The 17,330-nt window shown below is 47.8% G+C and carries 11 protein-coding genes; 9 read left to right on the top strand and 2 right to left on the bottom strand.

Features of this window, described 5'->3' with window-relative positions; genetic code table 11:
• The first annotated feature begins 69 nt into the window (after positions 1–69).
• Positions 70–483: a hypothetical protein gene (locus P364_RS0104055; RefSeq protein ID WP_024628878.1), complete on the top strand. Its 414-nt coding sequence runs from the start codon at positions 70–72 to the stop codon at positions 481–483.
• A gap of 95 nt (positions 484–578) precedes the next feature.
• Here P364_RS0104055 and P364_RS0104050 read toward each other — a convergent pair whose 3' ends face one another.
• Together P364_RS0104050 and P364_RS0104045 are read right to left on the bottom strand one after the other, a co-directional pair.
• Complete coding sequence (locus P364_RS0104050; RefSeq protein ID WP_024628877.1) at positions 579–3,386, bottom strand: chitinase N-terminal domain-containing protein; 2,808 nt, start codon at positions 3,384–3,386, stop codon at positions 579–581.
• Positions 3,387–3,591: 205 nt separating this feature from the next.
• The gene (locus P364_RS0104045; protein WP_024628876.1) at positions 3,592–4,068 is read right to left on the bottom strand and encodes an RNA polymerase sigma factor; all 477 of its coding nucleotides are present in this window, start codon (positions 4,066–4,068) and stop codon (positions 3,592–3,594) included.
• A gap of 206 nt (positions 4,069–4,274) precedes the next feature.
• On the opposite strand from P364_RS0104045, the gene P364_RS0104040 reads away from it, so the two are divergent.
• The 8 genes from P364_RS0104040 (at position 4,275) to P364_RS0104005 (ending at position 17,216) form a co-directional block, all read left to right on the top strand.
• Positions 4,275–4,988 (top strand): response regulator transcription factor, encoded by a 714-nt coding sequence (locus P364_RS0104040; RefSeq protein WP_024628875.1) that lies wholly within the window; start codon positions 4,275–4,277, stop codon positions 4,986–4,988.
• Positions 4,985–6,448, top strand: coding sequence for a sensor histidine kinase (locus P364_RS0104035; protein WP_024628874.1), 1,464 nt, complete (start codon positions 4,985–4,987; stop codon positions 6,446–6,448). The genes P364_RS0104040 and P364_RS0104035 overlap by 4 nt, the downstream gene beginning before the upstream one ends.
• Entirely contained in the window at positions 6,445–7,602 is a 1,158-nt protein-coding gene (locus tag P364_RS0104030) for a hypothetical protein (protein WP_024628873.1), read from the top strand. Before P364_RS0104035 ends, P364_RS0104030 begins: the two co-directional genes overlap by 4 nt.
• 244 nt (positions 7,603–7,846) lie before the next feature.
• Positions 7,847–8,551 (top strand): ABC transporter ATP-binding protein, encoded by a 705-nt coding sequence (locus P364_RS0104025; RefSeq protein ID WP_024628872.1) that lies wholly within the window; start codon positions 7,847–7,849, stop codon positions 8,549–8,551.
• The gene (locus P364_RS0104020) at positions 8,548–9,918 is read left to right on the top strand and encodes an ABC transporter permease (RefSeq protein WP_024628871.1); all 1,371 of its coding nucleotides are present in this window, start codon (positions 8,548–8,550) and stop codon (positions 9,916–9,918) included. Before P364_RS0104025 ends, P364_RS0104020 begins: the two co-directional genes overlap by 4 nt.
• Positions 9,919–10,002: 84 nt before the next feature.
• Complete coding sequence (locus P364_RS0104015; RefSeq protein WP_029880707.1) at positions 10,003–11,094, top strand: efflux RND transporter periplasmic adaptor subunit; 1,092 nt, start codon at positions 10,003–10,005, stop codon at positions 11,092–11,094.
• Between the two features lie 557 nt (positions 11,095–11,651).
• Positions 11,652–14,084 carry a glycoside hydrolase family 6 protein gene (locus tag P364_RS0104010; RefSeq protein WP_024628869.1) on the top strand — a complete coding sequence of 811 codons (2,433 nt, stop codon included), beginning with the start codon at positions 11,652–11,654 and terminating at the stop codon, positions 14,082–14,084.
• Between the two features lie 714 nt (positions 14,085–14,798).
• On the top strand, positions 14,799–17,216 hold the full coding sequence (locus tag P364_RS0104005) for a rhamnogalacturonan lyase (protein WP_442952293.1): 2,418 nt from the start codon (positions 14,799–14,801) through the stop codon (positions 17,214–17,216).
• Positions 17,217–17,330 lie beyond the last annotated feature (114 nt).

Here is a 17,330-nt window from a genome sequence, read left to right as displayed (position 1 = left end):
AATTACTGTTTAGAATCAGGCTCATATTATGATACTGTATAGTTATAAATGTAGTAATGGAGGGAGATTATGAGAAAAAATAATAACGTGTTATGGGTGTCTATACTTATTTTAATAGTCTTTTTTACCATATCCCTTACTGGTTGTTCAAAATTGCAGACAAGAATTAATCTCATGGGAGAGAGTGAAAATTGGAGTGCCGAATTAGATACTACAGTAACAAATGAAAGAGCAGAAAATGGAGCATATACTGTGTTTTATAAAAAAGATAATTTAGAAGATATTAAAGGATATAAAATTAACATAAATGAAGGAAGCATAATTAGACAGGAAAGTGATTTAACTTCGAAATCTATAAGTTTTCCTATAATGCGAACACAAGGTTCAAGTGTTAGTAGAAATGAAGACCAAGCAGTTGTCATTGAGTGGACAGATATTAATGGTAACAACTTTGAAGAGAAACTGATCTTAAGAGAAAAGTAACAGAAAAAAACCGAAGCAAGCTTGCCTGGAATCCCGGCGATCTCGCTTCGGTTTTTCTTATGCTTTGTTAAACGTTAGGCATTCCTTACTAAGACTTAGCTTGCTGCTGGAAGAGATACCGATTTGGTAACCTTAACCGTAATGGTTTCAGTGCTTGTCACACCTGCAGCATTGATCAGCTCGGCACGATACGTGTACGTTCCATTCGCGTGACCGGATACATCTGTCACGGCGCTTTGTGCATTAGGTGTTACTGCGTTTAGTGTTTTGGTATCAATCAGTTGATCATTCTCATAGAGACGGTATTCTGTTGCATTCGTTCCCCACCACAGATTCATCGTCACTTTGTAGTTACCGTCCCCATCCCAGTTGTCTTGGGAGAGAACAGCTTTGCCAGGGACAGCATTTGCAATTTTTACTGTGAGTACTTCACTGCTAGTTGTACCCTTGGAGTTCGTCAGCTCGGCTACATAGGTATAGGTACCATTAGCTTTGCCAGAAATCGTTGTTTGGGCTGATTGTGCCATCGGGGAAGCATCTGTCAGCTTTTGTGTGTCAATCAGCACGCCATTTTCATACAGCTTATAGCTTGTGCCATTGTTACCCCACCAGAGATTCATGCTGATAGTATACGATCCTTCAGACAGACCGTTGCTATACCCATTGTTGGAGGTAAGCGCAGGTTTACCCGGTGCGCCAACAGCTGGCGTAGAAGGTTCTTCTCCGCCGCCTTCCTCAACTTTTACAAAATCGTTCAAGCTTCTAGGTTTTAGTTGGAATACGTCTTTGAAAATAGCGGCAACACCGGTCACGCTGATTTTATCGCCTGCCGCATAAGGGAAGGACGTTTGCGTTACACCTGTGCGTGTATCCACACGGACATGCGTGCTAGTTCCGTCCGCTGCAACCGCGTCAAATTCAAAGGAACCTACAGGTGTTGCACTAATGATATTTTGAACAGTTACTTCTTTCAATTGAACGAGTTGACCTTGGTTTGCAGCCGTTACTGCTGGAACCTCAACGGCAGCAGGGATGGAAGCTGTACCTGTTTTCTCAATTGCTACGATATCTGTAAGCTCGAATTCGCTGTTGTACAGCGCCGTTGCTGCGGTTACTTTAACCACATCTCCTGCATGGAAGCCGCCAGTACTTTGGAAAACATAAAGGCCGCCAGTTGTGTCTTGAAGATAGAAGGATTGTCCACCAAATGCACCGGGCTCTGTTGTGACTACACCCTCAACCGTAACGGTTGAACCAGCTGCTTTGGTACGTGCATCAGCAATGCTGATCGTTGCCGGGATTGGACCTTCCTCTTCCGGAAGCTGCTCAGCCGGAACATTGCCGACTGTAACTGCATTGGTAATCAGGTTGCTGCCGTTCAGACGCAGACGCAGGCTGGCAGCGCCCGTAGTACCTGATTTAATGCGGACATTCAGGTCCTTGATTGCGCGACCTTTGCTGTCGGAAGTAACGCTAAAGTTGGAGCTATAGCCGTACGAAGTCGGCCATGTGCCACTTTCGTTCTGAATCATAGCTACTTGTGTTCCGCCTGTCAGGTAGATCCCTGCACTGTAACCGGAAACCGTTGTGTTGGCAGGCATGTTCTCTACAACTACGCGGATTTGGAAATCCTCCGCATTAGGCAGGGTTTCTTGCTTCACGAAGCTGTAAGAAGCGTTCGCGCTTGAAGCTGGTCCACCATAAGAACCTGCTTTGAACGTGGAACGATCATACCATTTGTAGCCTGCAGCTGGTGCAGCCCAAGGTTCAGCCTGTGGTTCTGTAGTAGCAGCAGGTTGTTCAATTGGAAGCAATGCTGTTGCATTATCCAGTTGAAGTCCGTTCACTTGGGTCAGGCTAGTGTAATTTTCCTGATTAGCAAGCCAGTTGACTGTATTTACCAGCAATTTGCCGTCATCAACTTCTTTGAAGCCGTCATACGTTGTTTTGCGAGCGCCAGTCTCTTCGCGCAGATACTTCGGTGAAGCATCTTCAACAGGAGAGGAGTCCCCGATAAATGCTGCTTTACCAGCACCGAGCTTGGATACGGCTACGTAAGGACCTTCCTCAACGCCGCCACCGTTGTACACGCCTTGGTCAACTGCATTGGGCCAAGCCGCATTTGTTTTCGGCAGGTATACAATACCTTTAGCCTTTGTAGGATCAGTGATTGCAAGTGTGGACCCTGCATGCATGGCTACAGCAGATACACCTTCCGTAATGCCAAATGCCTGTGCAGCAGGCACTATGTTAGTGGCATTAATATCGCCTAATGCGTTGTAACGGAAGCGTACACCGAAATTATCGGACAACCAGTCTGTGCTGCTTACATTTTGCATAGCCTCAGAGTTACGCTCCTCTGTGCTCATGCCTTTGGCTGGATCTTCGAATGCACCACGACGATAGCCGTTAAACGCTTCGGAACCGTCCCAGCGGTTTTTGTTACGGTCAGCATTGTAGTGATCTCCAATGAAGAAGATGCTGCCGCCTTTTTCTACATACTCTTTCATGGCTGCCTGTTCTGTCGTTTTGAAGGGAACATTGGGTTCAGCGATGACAAACACGTTATATTCTTTCAGATCGTCATAGGTAAATGGAGTCGTCTTGCGCAGTTCCTTAACATAATATCCATCATTCGCGAGTGCATTACCGAAGTCAGAGAAACCTCCGTCAATGACCCAGTCAGCCGCTCCGGCTGTCTGTGCATGAGTATTGTCGAACAGTACTTTCTTGCCTGCATTTCCGTTAACAACCTTCGCCTGTATGAACGGCGCAGGGTCGGTTGCCCATTCTGCCTGAACCGATGCATCTCCGTTCCATAATCCGATCTGAAGCGGCAATGCCATGGACAATGCCAGGAGTGATTTTACCCATACTCCTCGCATACGTGTCAATTTACCCAACCAAATCCCTCCCAAATAATAGTTACTACATGAGTTCGTCCATATCTTATCACACCAAAATCTCACATAGTCATAACAATTTGTAAAAACGAACTCGACTTTTGTAAAAATGAGTCCTTTGTCATGCTCGATATAAGAAATTTTGATACTTTCTAACATCATATGTTGATTTTATGGCCCTTCTGCTGATGAAAAAAGCCATCTCTTAGGAGATGACTTTGGCCCGTATGCGATTAACAGCATGGAATACCGAGGATTTGATCATGCCTTCACTGCGGTTGACGAGCTGTGCGGTTTCCTTGATGCTGTACCCGTGAACCACACGTAATTCAAGAATTTTGCGATGCTCTATATTGTTGATGATCGACACAAGGTCGTTAACGCCTTCGGAGATTTCCAACTCGGATGCATCACAGTGATAGGTTTGCAACTCCAACTTACTGTCTCGCTTCAGTGTACGGGTTCGCTTGCGGAATGTATCCATAGCGAGGTTGCGGGCAATTCTTTTGAGATAATAGAGAAGGCGTTCTTCCGGAATGTCTGCCGTTACATTCATCATTCGAATGAAACACTCCTGCGTGAGATCCTCTGCATCCTGTTGATTTTTGACGATCAGAGATAGATACCGTGTCACTTCTGATTTATAGTTTACATAAGCATCATGAATGGCTGTTTTGTTCACGTGATGTTTTCCCCTTTGGATACCGATCTGGCCTTTTCCGATCTGGTTTGTTCTCAATGTTCCAAGTATATCGGGATGATGTTTCCAAAGACGCCAGACTTGTATCCGAGTTGTAACATTTCCCGTGAACCTCTGTTCAATCCTGGAGCAGAGATACAAAATATAAGGCAGATGAAATTCATAGAGCAGGGAGATTAAGATTCATCATGAGACCGAAACAAATTTTGATTATTGAGGACGAAGAGTCCATTCGCGACATCCTATCCTATTCTTTGCGCAAGGAAGGATTTGAGATGACAGAAGCGGCAACAGGCAGAGAGGGACTGGATTTACTCAGGGAGTCCAGACCAGATTTGATCCTGCTCGACCTGATGCTGCCGGACATGAGCGGGTTCGATGTATGCAGACAGCTTTCCGTGAATTCCAAGATTCCCGTGATTATGATTACGGCGAAGTCCGATATGCTGGACAAGGTGCTGGGCATGGAGCTGGGGGCGGACGATTATATTACCAAGCCATTCGACATTCGTGAGGTGGTTGTACGCATTCGGGCCATTTTCCGCCGGATTGATCTAATCAGCGAGACGCTGGAGAACCAGTCCTATGAAGTGGTACGGCTTGGCAGACACATTGAAATTCGCAAGGATGAGCGTGAAGTCTGGAAGGATGGGGAACGCGCCGGACTGACCAATAAGGAGTATGACTTATTGCTGTATCTGGTCAACCATCACCGGAAGGTACATACGAGGTCTGAATTGTTGGATAAAGTGTGGGGATTTGATTTTCCCGGAGATACCCGGACGGTAGACATTCATATTCAGCGCATCCGCAAGAAGCTGGATAGCGGGGAGCAGGGGATTTCACTTATTGAGACGGTCTTCGGCGTGGGGTACAAACTGAATATTCAGGTGCATACATGAAGTGGACGATCCAGTTTAAGATGGTCGTTCTCTTCTCGGTCATCGTATTTATCGGTTTTTCGGCCTTGCTCATTATTTCGAATAAAGTGGGTGAGGAGAACATGTACAGGGAAGTGCAAGAGGACATGGTACAATCCAAAAAAAATCTGGATATCGCGCTCAATCAATACTTCCTGATTCATAACAAACGGATTAGTGAGGACTCCCTGGGAACAGGGAATCGTGACCTCGCAGAACAGATCGGTTCCGCTGTAGGTGGCAAGGTTATAGTCTATCGATCTGATGCTACACCGTTTAGTACCGTGGGTGCGGAGGCGAAGCCGGGTGCTGCCAAAACCTCTGACCTACAGGCTGCCATGAAGTCAAAGATTGCTTATACAACAGTGGTGGATAAGGGCAGAGTAACAGGGAATCTGTCTTTCCCTGTGCTGTCGGAGGGGAGCATTCTTGGCATCATCCAGCTGGAAAGGGATTATACGGATCTGTTCAAACGGCATCTGCGTTTTCAGAACACTATCAAGGGCTTTGCAGCCGTCATTTTTGTGTTTGTTTTCATTGGCTCTGTCTTTATATCACGCCAGATTACGAAGCCCATTCGTGTGCTGACGAAACGTTCAGCCGAAGTTGCACAAGGCAGCCTGAATGCAGACATCCACATCTCAACGAAGGATGAGATTGGAGAGCTGGCTTCCAGCTTTACGGTCATGATTGATCGGGTAAGGGAGCAGATTGATGTGATTGAGAGAGAACGGGATGAGGTCAAGCACTTGCAGGCACGCAACAAGGTTTTTTTTGACAATGTGACCCATGAATTAAAGACACCGCTGACTACGATACTCGGGTATGCCCAGATTTTGCGGGATAATGGCTTTACGGATCAGGCATTCTTCGAGAAAGGGTTAAAATATATTATCAATGAGAGCCAGCGCCTCAACGTCATGGTTGCCGATATCCTGGAAGTGACTGTATCGTCCACACCGATTCAGACCTATCGCTTTGAGCGGGTGAATGTATCGAATATTATTCGGGAAGCTTGTGAAGACATGTCCATTAAGGCGGGCAAGTACAATATCGGTATTCGTTATGAGCTGGAAGAAACGCTGTATGTTCAGGGAGATTGGAACAAGCTCAAAGAAGTCTTCCTGAATGTACTGGATAACTCCGTCAAATACGGGAATGTGAATTCCATCATTCAAGTCCAATCGTTTCGACTGGGGGATTCGGTAGCCATACTGATTCGCGATGAAGGAGAAGGCATCCCGGAAGAAGCTTTGAAGCATGTATTTGAACCCTTTTACCGGGATAACGGGATGAACAGGACTGAGAGGGGAAGCGCAGGACTGGGCTTGTCCATTGTGAAAAACACGGTAGAGCAGCATGGGGGAACAGTGGAAATGAAGAGTATATTGAACAAGGGAACACAGGTGAATATCAGTCTGCCTGGGGAATGGGACGTATGAAGAAACTAGGATTTTGGAGCAGACATCGCGATATGCTTATGTTATCCGGTTTGCTAATTGTATTTGTCGGAGGCATCTTTGGAATTGGCAGTCTCTTCAGCATTGGACATGCGAAGCCCAGAACCGTTATTCTGCCGGATAAACAGTTCAACAGTAGCTTGACCCCACCGCCGAGCAGCACGATTCAGATTGAGTCGGCTACCAAGCTGCCCAATGACTTTGCCATCTATGATTTTGAGGTAGCTGATCCCAACACGGTGATATTGAATCGGCCGGATCGTTCCTATACCGGGATTAAGCTCTCACAGCTGCATATGGATGATAATCGGTTGAAAGACATCGCTACGAATACAGAGTATGGCATTACTCTGAGTCCGGATCAGAACAAGCTGATCTATTCCCAGTATCGATCGACTCAGGCGCAGAAGACAACCTATAAATATGATTTGAAAACTGGAGAACATCACAAGTTGAAGAATGATAACTCCTATTCACGCGTCTTTGTTGGCGATGAATCCTACATCGGATATGATGACCTGGTATTCAACATGGTGGATCTGAATACAGGAAAGAAACGCGAATTGTACAGTTATGATGAGTTAGTTGCCATGGTTGCACAGAAAAGCAACATTTCAAGTCAGGATGATACCCTAATCATGCTGGATTCGTATGAGATCAGTCGGGATCTGACCAAGGTGTATGTGCTGGTCAAACTGAAAGAAAATTACGCAGTTTATAGCTTCTCTCTTAACGACAAAAATGATATTACCGCATACCCCCCTGCCCAGGATATACAGCAGTTCAAAGTATTGAAGAATGGGGATATGCTGATTCAAGGTATGATGAATAACGAACAGGGATTGTACAGGTACCGAGCGGATACCAAGAAGTTTGAACTGCTGGTCAAAGGGCCCATCTGGAGCTTCGATCTGGATGAAGAGGAGTCCCGCATTGCTTATTTTCTGACACTTGAAGGACAGAAGAATGAGGTGCACATTGCCTATCTGAATGATCGCAAGCTGGGGTCCGATACGATTATCTACCGGAATATCGATTACTTTATCAAGTTGAAATGGAATGACAGCAATCTCTTTGTTGTTGGGAGCTCCATGGAAAAAAGCGAGTTATACCGATTTAGCTTCAGAGCTTGGTAAAACCGTAAATATGGAACGCTCAGACATTAGGGTCTTATGGAATGAAGTCGCTGCGCAAGGACTCAACCCATAGGTCCTTTTTGTGATTCGAGTATTTTGCATAAATCCAAAGAGGGCATTTCAATCGCATCTCGATCCAATGGTGAAAAGGATGATTTTACAAATTGGATACAAGTCCAGATTGGACCGATACATCTGATGGCTATAATTACCTCTATTACATCGATGAGAGGAAGCCAGATTCATGCTGCGAGTAGAACAGGTGTCACACACGTTCCGCAATGCACAAGGGATCGTTCCCGTATTGCAGGACATTAACATATCCGTGGGCAAGGGCGAGATGGTTGCACTGCTGGGAAGCTCCGGTTCAGGCAAATCGACGTTACTGCACTTAATGGCAGGTCTGATGAAGCCGGACACTGGCAAGATCCTCATTGCGGATCAGGATATTGTGCGTATGAGTGAGAACCGGTTGGCTGAATTCCGCCGGACACATATTGGCTTTATTTTTCAGGCGTATGAGCTGCTGGCGAACCTGACGATTCGGGAAAATGTGGAGCTGCCGCTCGTATTTCAGGGCATTCGCCCATCACGACGTAAACAAAAGGCGATGCACCTGTTGGAACAGGTAGGCCTTGTCGGCAAGTCCGAATTATTCCCTTCCCAGCTATCGGGAGGACAGCAGCAGCGCGTCAGCATTGCACGTTCACTTATTACGGAGCCGTCCGTCATATTTGCAGACGAGCCTACCGGGAATTTGGATACGCGCACGGAGGAAGAGATCATTTCCATTTTGCAACAGCTGAATCGGGAGATGGATACGACATTTGTCATTGTTACGCATGAGGCGGAAGTTGCGGAGCAAATGCAGGTTGTCATTACATTGCAGGACGGATGCTTGGTGAAGAGTGGCCAGTCCAAGGCAGTAGAGCAAGGAGAGCGGTTGTGAGAATTCTGGATGTGTTGCGAATGTCATGGGGACAGATTGTACGCAGGAAGGTGGTTACCTTACTGTGCATGATCGGTCTGTCCATCGGATGTGCCGCCATGATTATCGCATTAAGTGTGGGGCAGTCGGTACAGGTCTATGGTGAGAAAACGTTAAACGAGAATTACAAAATGGATGAGATTACGGTATCTCCGAATGAAGGCATCAACTCGGGTGGGAGCGGGAGCAGTGGGCAAACGTCTACCTTTGAACGCGGAGCACTGACAGCTCGAAAAATCGATATTATCGCCAGTCTTCCGCATGTCGTCGCCGTTGCTCCGATGCTGAAGCTGGACATGCTGGAGATGGCAACGCTGGAAGGCAAGAGCTCCAATGTGGAAGTCATCGGTACAGAGCTTGGGACATTAAGCCGTTTTGGCTACCGTTTTGACAAAGGCGGGGCATCGGGGATCAACGGAGCCGCTATTGCGAATTACGGTGCAACTTTCGGACTTGTGGACGCCGAGGTCATACGTGAACTGAATGCCAAGCTCATGGAGGATTCGTTTAATGACGAGTTTCTACAGCAATACATGGCGTTGATGTCTACCCAAACCGAGCTGTTTCAGGCACAGTTTAATCTTAAATATCAGGACATGAATGATGCGTCCAAAGTCAAAACAAGCTCGCCTTTGCGAGTGACAGGGGTGCTGAAAGTTCCTGGCGGCATGAGTGAGAATAATGCCATGTATGACAAAAAGGTTTATGTTTCCCTCGAAACCGCCCGAATGCTCGCCGAACAGTTCCAGAGCAGTCAGGCACAGGCCGCGGCGGCAGGACGATTGAACTCGGCGCTCGTGAAGGTGGAGGACAAGAAGTATGTGGCACAGGTGCAGGAGCAGATTCAGAAGCTGACGCTGATGACAGACAGCAATCTGTATCAGGAGCAGGCGATGAAGGAACAGCTCGGCATGTACCAGAAGGCAGCTATGGGCATTGGAATATTCGTCATGCTGCTGGCTTCGCTGTCCATTATTGTTGCGATGATCATGTCCACGCATCAGCGACGCAAACAGATCGGTGTCATGAAGGTGCTGGGAGCCAATCTGTGGCAGATCCGGCAGATGTTCATTACAGAAGCCGCTGTACTTGGCGTATTGGGCGGAATTGTCGGTGTCTTCATCGCTTATGGAGCCATCCAGGGGGTAAACGGACTGCTCCAAGGGCAAATCTCGATGGAGGCAAGCACACCTCTCCAAGTGGTCATTCAGACGTCAGCTCTGCCTGCTGGAATAGCGTTTGCGGTATTAATCGGAGTGCTCTCGGGAATCTATCCGGCGATTAGTGCCTCACGTACGAATGCGTTACAGGTGATCAAATCGGCATAAATGAAGCAGAGATACAGAGAATGCAAAGTTTAAGGATTGAACAGACAGAATCAGCAGACAGATTCAACGAAGGGACATACGGCAATGAAGAATTCAACAATAAGCAAATGGATAAAAAGAATCATCATGATCGGACTGCTCGCGGGTGTTGGATATTTCCTATACCAACAATATAAACCGGTACCCGAAGCGCCCATTGAGGCACCGCAGCCCATCACATTTGAAGTCACTCAGGAGACGGTCACGCAGGAAATTCAGGTCAAAGGCAAATCGGTTTATGCCAAGCAGACAGATGTTTACGCTCCTTTTGCCTGGAAAATAAAGCAGTGGAATGTGGAGAATGGGGAGCCCATTCGCAAGGGAGCCGTTATGTTCTCGCTTGATTCGAAAGCATTACAGACAGAAGTGCAGCAGTTGGAGACAGATATTGAGAAATCGAGGCTGGAAGCTCAATTGAATGAGATTGGTCTTAATCAGGGAAACGGTTCCGAGCCATTAGGGGTCACCGAAGAAGAGCGGAAGAAAGCCTTCGCCGAGCGGGAGACCAAACGACTGACCAACGAAATGAACAAGGAATCCATTGCTGTGAAAGAGCAGGAAGTTCAGGCAAAGAAGGCGGTCATCGGTTTATCCACCGTGTATGCGCCGGTATCCGGCGTGTTTCTGATGAATGATACGGAGGCCAAGACACGTATGGTGAGCGAAGGTCAGTATGTGGGTACCATTGTAGATACGGGCAAATTGCAATTTGTGGCGACCATTAGCGAGCAGGACATTTTCAAAATTCAAACTGGTATGCCTGTAAGCGTACATATGACGGGCAATAAGGAGGTAGCGTTAACCGGAAAGGTCAGAAAAATCTCCAAGTTTGCCAAAAAGGGAACGGAAACAGATCTCAAGCAGCCTTCCCAATTCGATATTGTCATTGATCTGAAGCCAAACGCCAAGTTGATCGGTGGATTAAGTCTGGAGGGCAAGATTGAAACGCTACGCAAGGAGCAAGCGACGGTGGTTCCCACGCTGGCGGTCATGCGTGATCAGGATACGGCATATGTAATGCTGGATCAAGGCAACGGGCAGTATGCACAGCAGACGATTCAAACAGGCATCGAGACGGATGACAAGACTGAAGTACTGAACGGTTTGAAACCGGGGGATATTGTAGTGCTTCCATAAAAAGAGAGCATGAAAATATACGATGTGAATTAGCTCATTACGGGGGATAAGTCCGTGATGAGCCTTTCTTATGGCTTGGGCAGGCACATCTCAAAATTCCTGCCTGATTTATGGAATTAATTATAATAATATTTAATAAATTCAATTTACAGTAATATTTACATAGAGTATAATCAGATTCATAAGGAGGTGGACACGCGATGTGAGGTTTGTATCGAGGGTAAGCCTTTTTTTAAAACCTCTAAAAGTAAGCGCTTACTAAATTGGAGTTTGAGTAAAGCTTTGGAAGTCGTTCACCGAAGATCACCCGCACACACCTACAGATGTTATCCCCCTTGATTTGTCACTTAACCTCAGTGTAAGACACAATCTCTGTTTCTAGTTACAGTTCAGGCTCTATTGTTGTTGACCTACGCTTGTCCCAATTTGACTGCATTCATGGAGGTGAAGTTCCAACAGCTCATCCATATGTTCTCTACCGTGCATAGCATCTTGCCGACACAGAGGATCAGACATGAGTAAACACCCAATCCAACCACAGGAAAGGTGGAACCCTAATGACAAAATCGAAAACCTTATCGAGAGGCGGAAAGGTCCTTCGCAAAAGTATGAAACAAGTGCTGGCAGCAACGTTGCTCGCAGCGGGCATTTTCCCAGGCATGGCTCCAGGAGTGGGTCAGGCGGCTGAAGCACATGTGGATAATCCGTTTGTCGGAGCTACGGCGTATTTAAACCAGGATTATTACGCTCTCGTGGATACGTCCATTGCTCTCACCAGTGATGCGTCGTTAAAAGCCAAGATGGAAACGGTCAAATCCTATCCAACGGCAGTTTGGATCGACCGTATTGCCGCCATTCATGGTGGAACAGACAATGCTGGACGCAAAAGTGTGGAGCAGCATCTGGATGCCGCTTTGGCACAAAAGAAAGCAGGCACTCCGATTACCGCTTCATTCGTAATCTACAACCTGCCGGGCCGGGATTGTCATGCGCTTGCGTCCAATGGTGAACTTCCACTAACACAGGCGGCGCTGCAGACGTATAAAAATGATTATATCAATGTAATCGCCGATATTTTTGCAGAGCCTAAGTATCAGGATATTCGCATCATTGCCATCATTGAGCCGGACAGTCTGCCCAATCTGGTAACCAACCTCAGTACACCAGCCTGTGCGCAGGCAAGTTCAACAGGCATCTATGAAGCTGGCGTGAAATATGCTTTGGAAAAGCTGCATGCCGTTCCGAATGTGTACAATTACCTGGATATTGGTCACTCCGGCTGGCTTGGTTGGGATAACAACCGTACAGGTGCAATCTCGCTCTATACTAACGTTGTCCAAAGAACAACGGCAGGTCTTAGTAGCGCAGACGGGTTCATCACGAATACAGCGAATAGCACACCGCTGAACGAACCGAATCTGACCAACCCGGATCTGAACATCGGCGGACAGCCGATCAAGTCCTCCAAGTTTTATGAGTGGAATCCGTACTTTGACGAAACCGATTTCACTGCTGTACTGTATAGCGGATTTGAACAAGCAGGCTGGCCGGCCAGCACAGGCTTCCTGATTGATACCAGCCGCAATGGATGGGGCGGGGTTAACCGTCCAACGTCTGCCACAGGCAGTGATATTAACACGTACGTGAACTCCGGGCGTGTGGATAAGCGGGATCACCGGGGGAACTGGTGTAACAACAGCGGAGCAGGCATAGGTGAAGCACCTAAAGCAGCACCAGGACCAGCACATCTGGATGCCTATGTATGGGTCAAACCTCCAGGGGAATCTGATGGCTCCAGCTCGGAAATTCCGAATAACGAAGGAAAAGGCTTCGACCGGATGTGTGATCCAACATTCACGACACGTGATGGTGTATTGACGGGTGCGCTGCCTAACGCACCAGTGTCGGGTCACTGGTTCCATGATCAATTCGTCATGCTGGTGCAAAACTCATTCCCTGTTCTTCCTGCCAGCAATGGTGGAGGGGGTGGAACGACAGCTCCAGTAGCTCCGGCAACACTGTCTGCGACAGCAGGCAACGCACAGGTTTCCCTGAGCTGGACCGCCTCCACAGGTGCGACCAGTTATAACGTGAAGCGGGCGTTGAGTGCATCAGGTCCATTCACGACGGTTGCTGCGGGCGTGACCGGAACATCGTATGCCAACACAAGTCTGATCAATGGTACAACCTACTATTATGTGGTTAGTGCAGTAAATGCCGCAGGTGAGAGTGCCAATTCGGCTGTAAAAAGTGCTGTACCCGTTGCAGGTGTGATTGCTCCTGCTGCGCCAACAGCGCTGACGGCTACGGCTGGCAATGCGCAAATTAGCTTGTCCTGGGCGGCTTCTGCAGGAGCGACAAGTTATAACGTGAAACGGGCGTTGAGTGCATCGGGTCCATTCACGACGGTTGCTGCTAACGTGAGCGGCACATCCTACACCAATACAGGTCTGACCAATGGAACGACCTATCATTATGTGGTTAGTGCCGTGAACGCTGCTGGGGAAAGTTCCAATTCTGCCGCAGCTTCCGCAACACCCCAAAGTGTAGTCGTTCCGACCAGTGATCTGTTTCTGCAGTATCGTGCAGGAGATACGAACGCAGCAGATAATCAGATCAAGCCATTCTTTAACATCAAAAACGTAGGCAACACGGCTGTAAACCTGAGTGATCTGAAAATCCGTTATTACTTCTCCAAAGAAGGCACCGCAGCAATGGACTCTGCGATCGACTGGGCACAGGTGGGCGGTAGTAACATCCAGCGCACGTTCACCGATTCCTATGTGGAACTCAGCTTCACTGCTGGAGCAGGTTCGATCCAGGCAGGTGCACAATCCGGGGATATCCAGCTTCGTATGTACAAAATGGACTGGAGCAACTTTGATGAATCCAATGATTATTCCTACGATCCAACCAAAACATCCTATCAGGACTGGAACAAGGTAACTCTCTATAAAGGCGGCACTCTGGTCTGGGGAATTGAGCCTTAATAGGAATGTTATACAGTTGGTTCGGTTGTGAAAAATGAAGTTCGCTGATGGGAGCGTTTAAGAGCCGCTTGAAGATCCGAAATTAGGGATGTGTAAGCGGACGAATGAAGCAGGGCTGTCCTCTGATCATGGAAATGATCTGGCGACAGCCCTCTTTCTTTTCTAACGAACAGAGTAGACGCTATATAGGTGATTTGGTGCAGTTGGAAATTCTAACGAATCCTAGACACGCTATTCAGTAAATTTGGGTGGATTTAGCCCCGCTTAGACCCGTTTTGGTCCGAATAAGGTTACTGAGGTTCTTTAGGATTCGTTGTTGGAGTTTTACGCCCTAATAGGGTGTGTGAGATTCGTTAGATAAGAATTGGCGGTGAGCCTGAATCTTCCTTCGGCGGTTTGATTTCCTAAATGTCTTCTGAACAACACTGAATATTGATCGTTTTGGACGGATATTTGCCTTTGTCGCTGCAGGTAGGATGTCTATAATAATACCCGATGGACGGGATTGAGCTGTTCTGATGGAGAGGCAATGGAAGGGGGACGGAATCGAAGAAGTCCGAGAAGTCTGTTCAAGCAGATTATTCTCTATTATTTTTGTAAGCGCATTCAGTTAAATTTGAAGGATATGAACGTTTGTATCGACTGAAGGATGCCGCAACGATCCAAGCACAGCCACAAGCATCACCCATTCTGTCTCAAGGAGAGTGAAGGTCGATGAAATCCAAAACAACAGCGCCGATACATAAAGGATCGGTTTCAGGTATGCACTCCAATCGTAAAAAGGTACGTTTGCCACTTGCAGCCAAAATGCTATCTTCGGCACTAAGCGTTGCTTTGCTCGTTGCGGGAACAGCGGGTGCGAGCGGAGCAGCAGCTTCCAGTGAGAACAGCGCGGCTGAAGCCAGCCTGCAGTCACATAAGGGAGGTAGTTCTTTGAAAGACATTCAGCTTGAGTATCTTGATCGCGGTCTGGTTGCGGCGTCTACTTCGGAGGGTGTTTTTCTCAGTTGGAGATTGCTTGGTGACGAGGCCACAGGGTATAGCGATAAAGGTCTGACAGGTACAGATTTTAACGTATATCGTGATGGCAAGAAGATTGCTACGGTCACCGACAGTACCAACTATGTTGATGCCGCAGGCAAATCGTCGTCCCGTTATGAAGTGGCAGCGGTAAGCCAGAAGGGAAAGGAGAGCAAACGCAGTGCATCCGTCAAACCTTGGGCGAACGGCTACGTTGATATTCCTTTGCAAAAACCGGCCGATGGTGTGACGCCAGTGGGAGAAGCCTACTCGTATTCTGCGAATGACATGAGTGTGGGCGATGTGGACGGGGACGGACAGTATGAGTTTTTTGTAAAATGGGACCCTTCCAACGCCAAGGATGTTTCGCAAAAAGGCTACACCGGTAAAACGTACGTGGATTGTTACACGCTGGACGGACAATTGTTGTACCGGATCGATCTCGGGGTTAACATCCGTTCGGGTGCTCATTATACACAGATGCTCGTTTATGATTTTGACGGGGATGGCAAGGCTGAGATGATGTTCAAGACTGCACCGGGAACAAAGATTATCAAATATAACAAAAAAGGAAAAGTGACGTCCGAGAAGTACATCACCCTTCCGAAGCAGGATCGCAAGGCTGGTTACTCTAATGAAGATGATTACCGTTTAAGTGCAGATGGCTATTATGATCATGTCGTGGATATGTTCAAGAACTGGCATACACATGAAGAGGTCGTGAAGGGCAACTGGCCTGCTACGCTGGAGGAAGCTTTTGGGATGGAGAAAAAGTATAGTTATCCTTTGTCTCAGAAGGATGCTGAGAGCTTGGCCGAATACTTCATCGATGTATATGCACCAAGCCGCAGTGACAAGAATGAGCTGCGCAAATTCGAAGGCTTTATCGTGGATGGGCCTGAGTATGTAACGGTGTTCGAAGGAGAGTCAGGCAAAGAGCTGGAGACCATTCCTTACGAGCCGGGACGGCAGGATGATGGATTGATGTGGGGCGATTACGCAATGGCGCGTATTGAACCAGCAAACCGGGTAGACCGTTTCCTGGCAGGGGTGGCATATCTGGATGGGAAGAAACCATCAGCAATCTTTGCACGCGGGTACTACACACGTTCCACCATGGTCGCCTACAACTGGGATGGCAAAAAGCTCAAACGTGAATGGAAGGTAGACAGTGGTTGGACACCGATGAAGAACCCGTTCAATGACGGTCCGCATGGGGTGGACGGTACAGATCCGGTGTATGGCTCAATTACAACGCAAGGCGCGCACTATTTCAGTGTAGCTGATGTGGATGGAGACGGCAAACAGGAGATTGTATACGGCTCGGCCACGATTGATCATGATGGCAGTGTGCTGTACAGCTCCAAGGACCTGATGCCTGCGGAGAGCGCTGCTCCGGGAACGATTGCGCGTCTGGGCCATGGGGATGCGCTTCATGTAGCGGATATTGATCCAGACCGTCCGGGACTGGAGATCTTTATGGTGCATGAGGGTGGTCCTTGGGCGCCATACGGATATTCCCTGCGGGATGCGAAGACTGGTGAAGTGATCTATGGCGGATACACTGGTAAAGACACTGGACGTGGCATGATCGGTGATGTGGACCCAACCCGCCGTGGGTTGGAGACATGGGCTGTAGGATTGTGGACAGCCAGCGGTGAGAAAATAAGTGATAAAGCCCCTGGCACCAATATGAACATTCGCTGGGCTGCTGATATGACAACTCAGATCGTGGACGGTGCCATCGATGTCACACCTACGATAAAGGATTGGAATCGGGGCACGCTGCTGACCGCAACCGGAACATTGACCAACAATTATACCAAGGGTACGCCATCTCTCGTAGCGGATATCTTTGGGGATTGGCGGGAAGAGATGCTGGTCAGAACCGAAGACAGCTCGGCGATCCGCATCTATCTGAGCACCGAGAAGACAGATCGCAAACTGTACACGCTGATGCATGACGCGATGTATCGTGTCGGCATTGCTGGACAGAACAGTGGATACAATCAACCGTCTTACCCATCCTTCTACATGGCATCGGATATCGACTGGTCGAAGGTTACACTGCCCAAGTTCCACACGCCCAAGTCGGGGAAGGGTGGAAAGTGAGAAGTAAGACATGATAGGTGATAAGTGATAAGTGATAAGTGGCCCAAAACACAGATGATATGATCCTCTGAAGGCTGGGCTTGAAGAACGTAATACCCGTATGGTGATATAGCG

It is taken from the genome of Paenibacillus sp. MAEPY2 (assembly GCF_000499205.1).
GTDB lineage: Bacteria > Bacillota > Bacilli > Paenibacillales > Paenibacillaceae > Paenibacillus > Paenibacillus vandeheii.
Note: the sequence above shows the minus strand (reverse complement) of the source record. Positions and strands in the feature narration are given on the sequence as shown.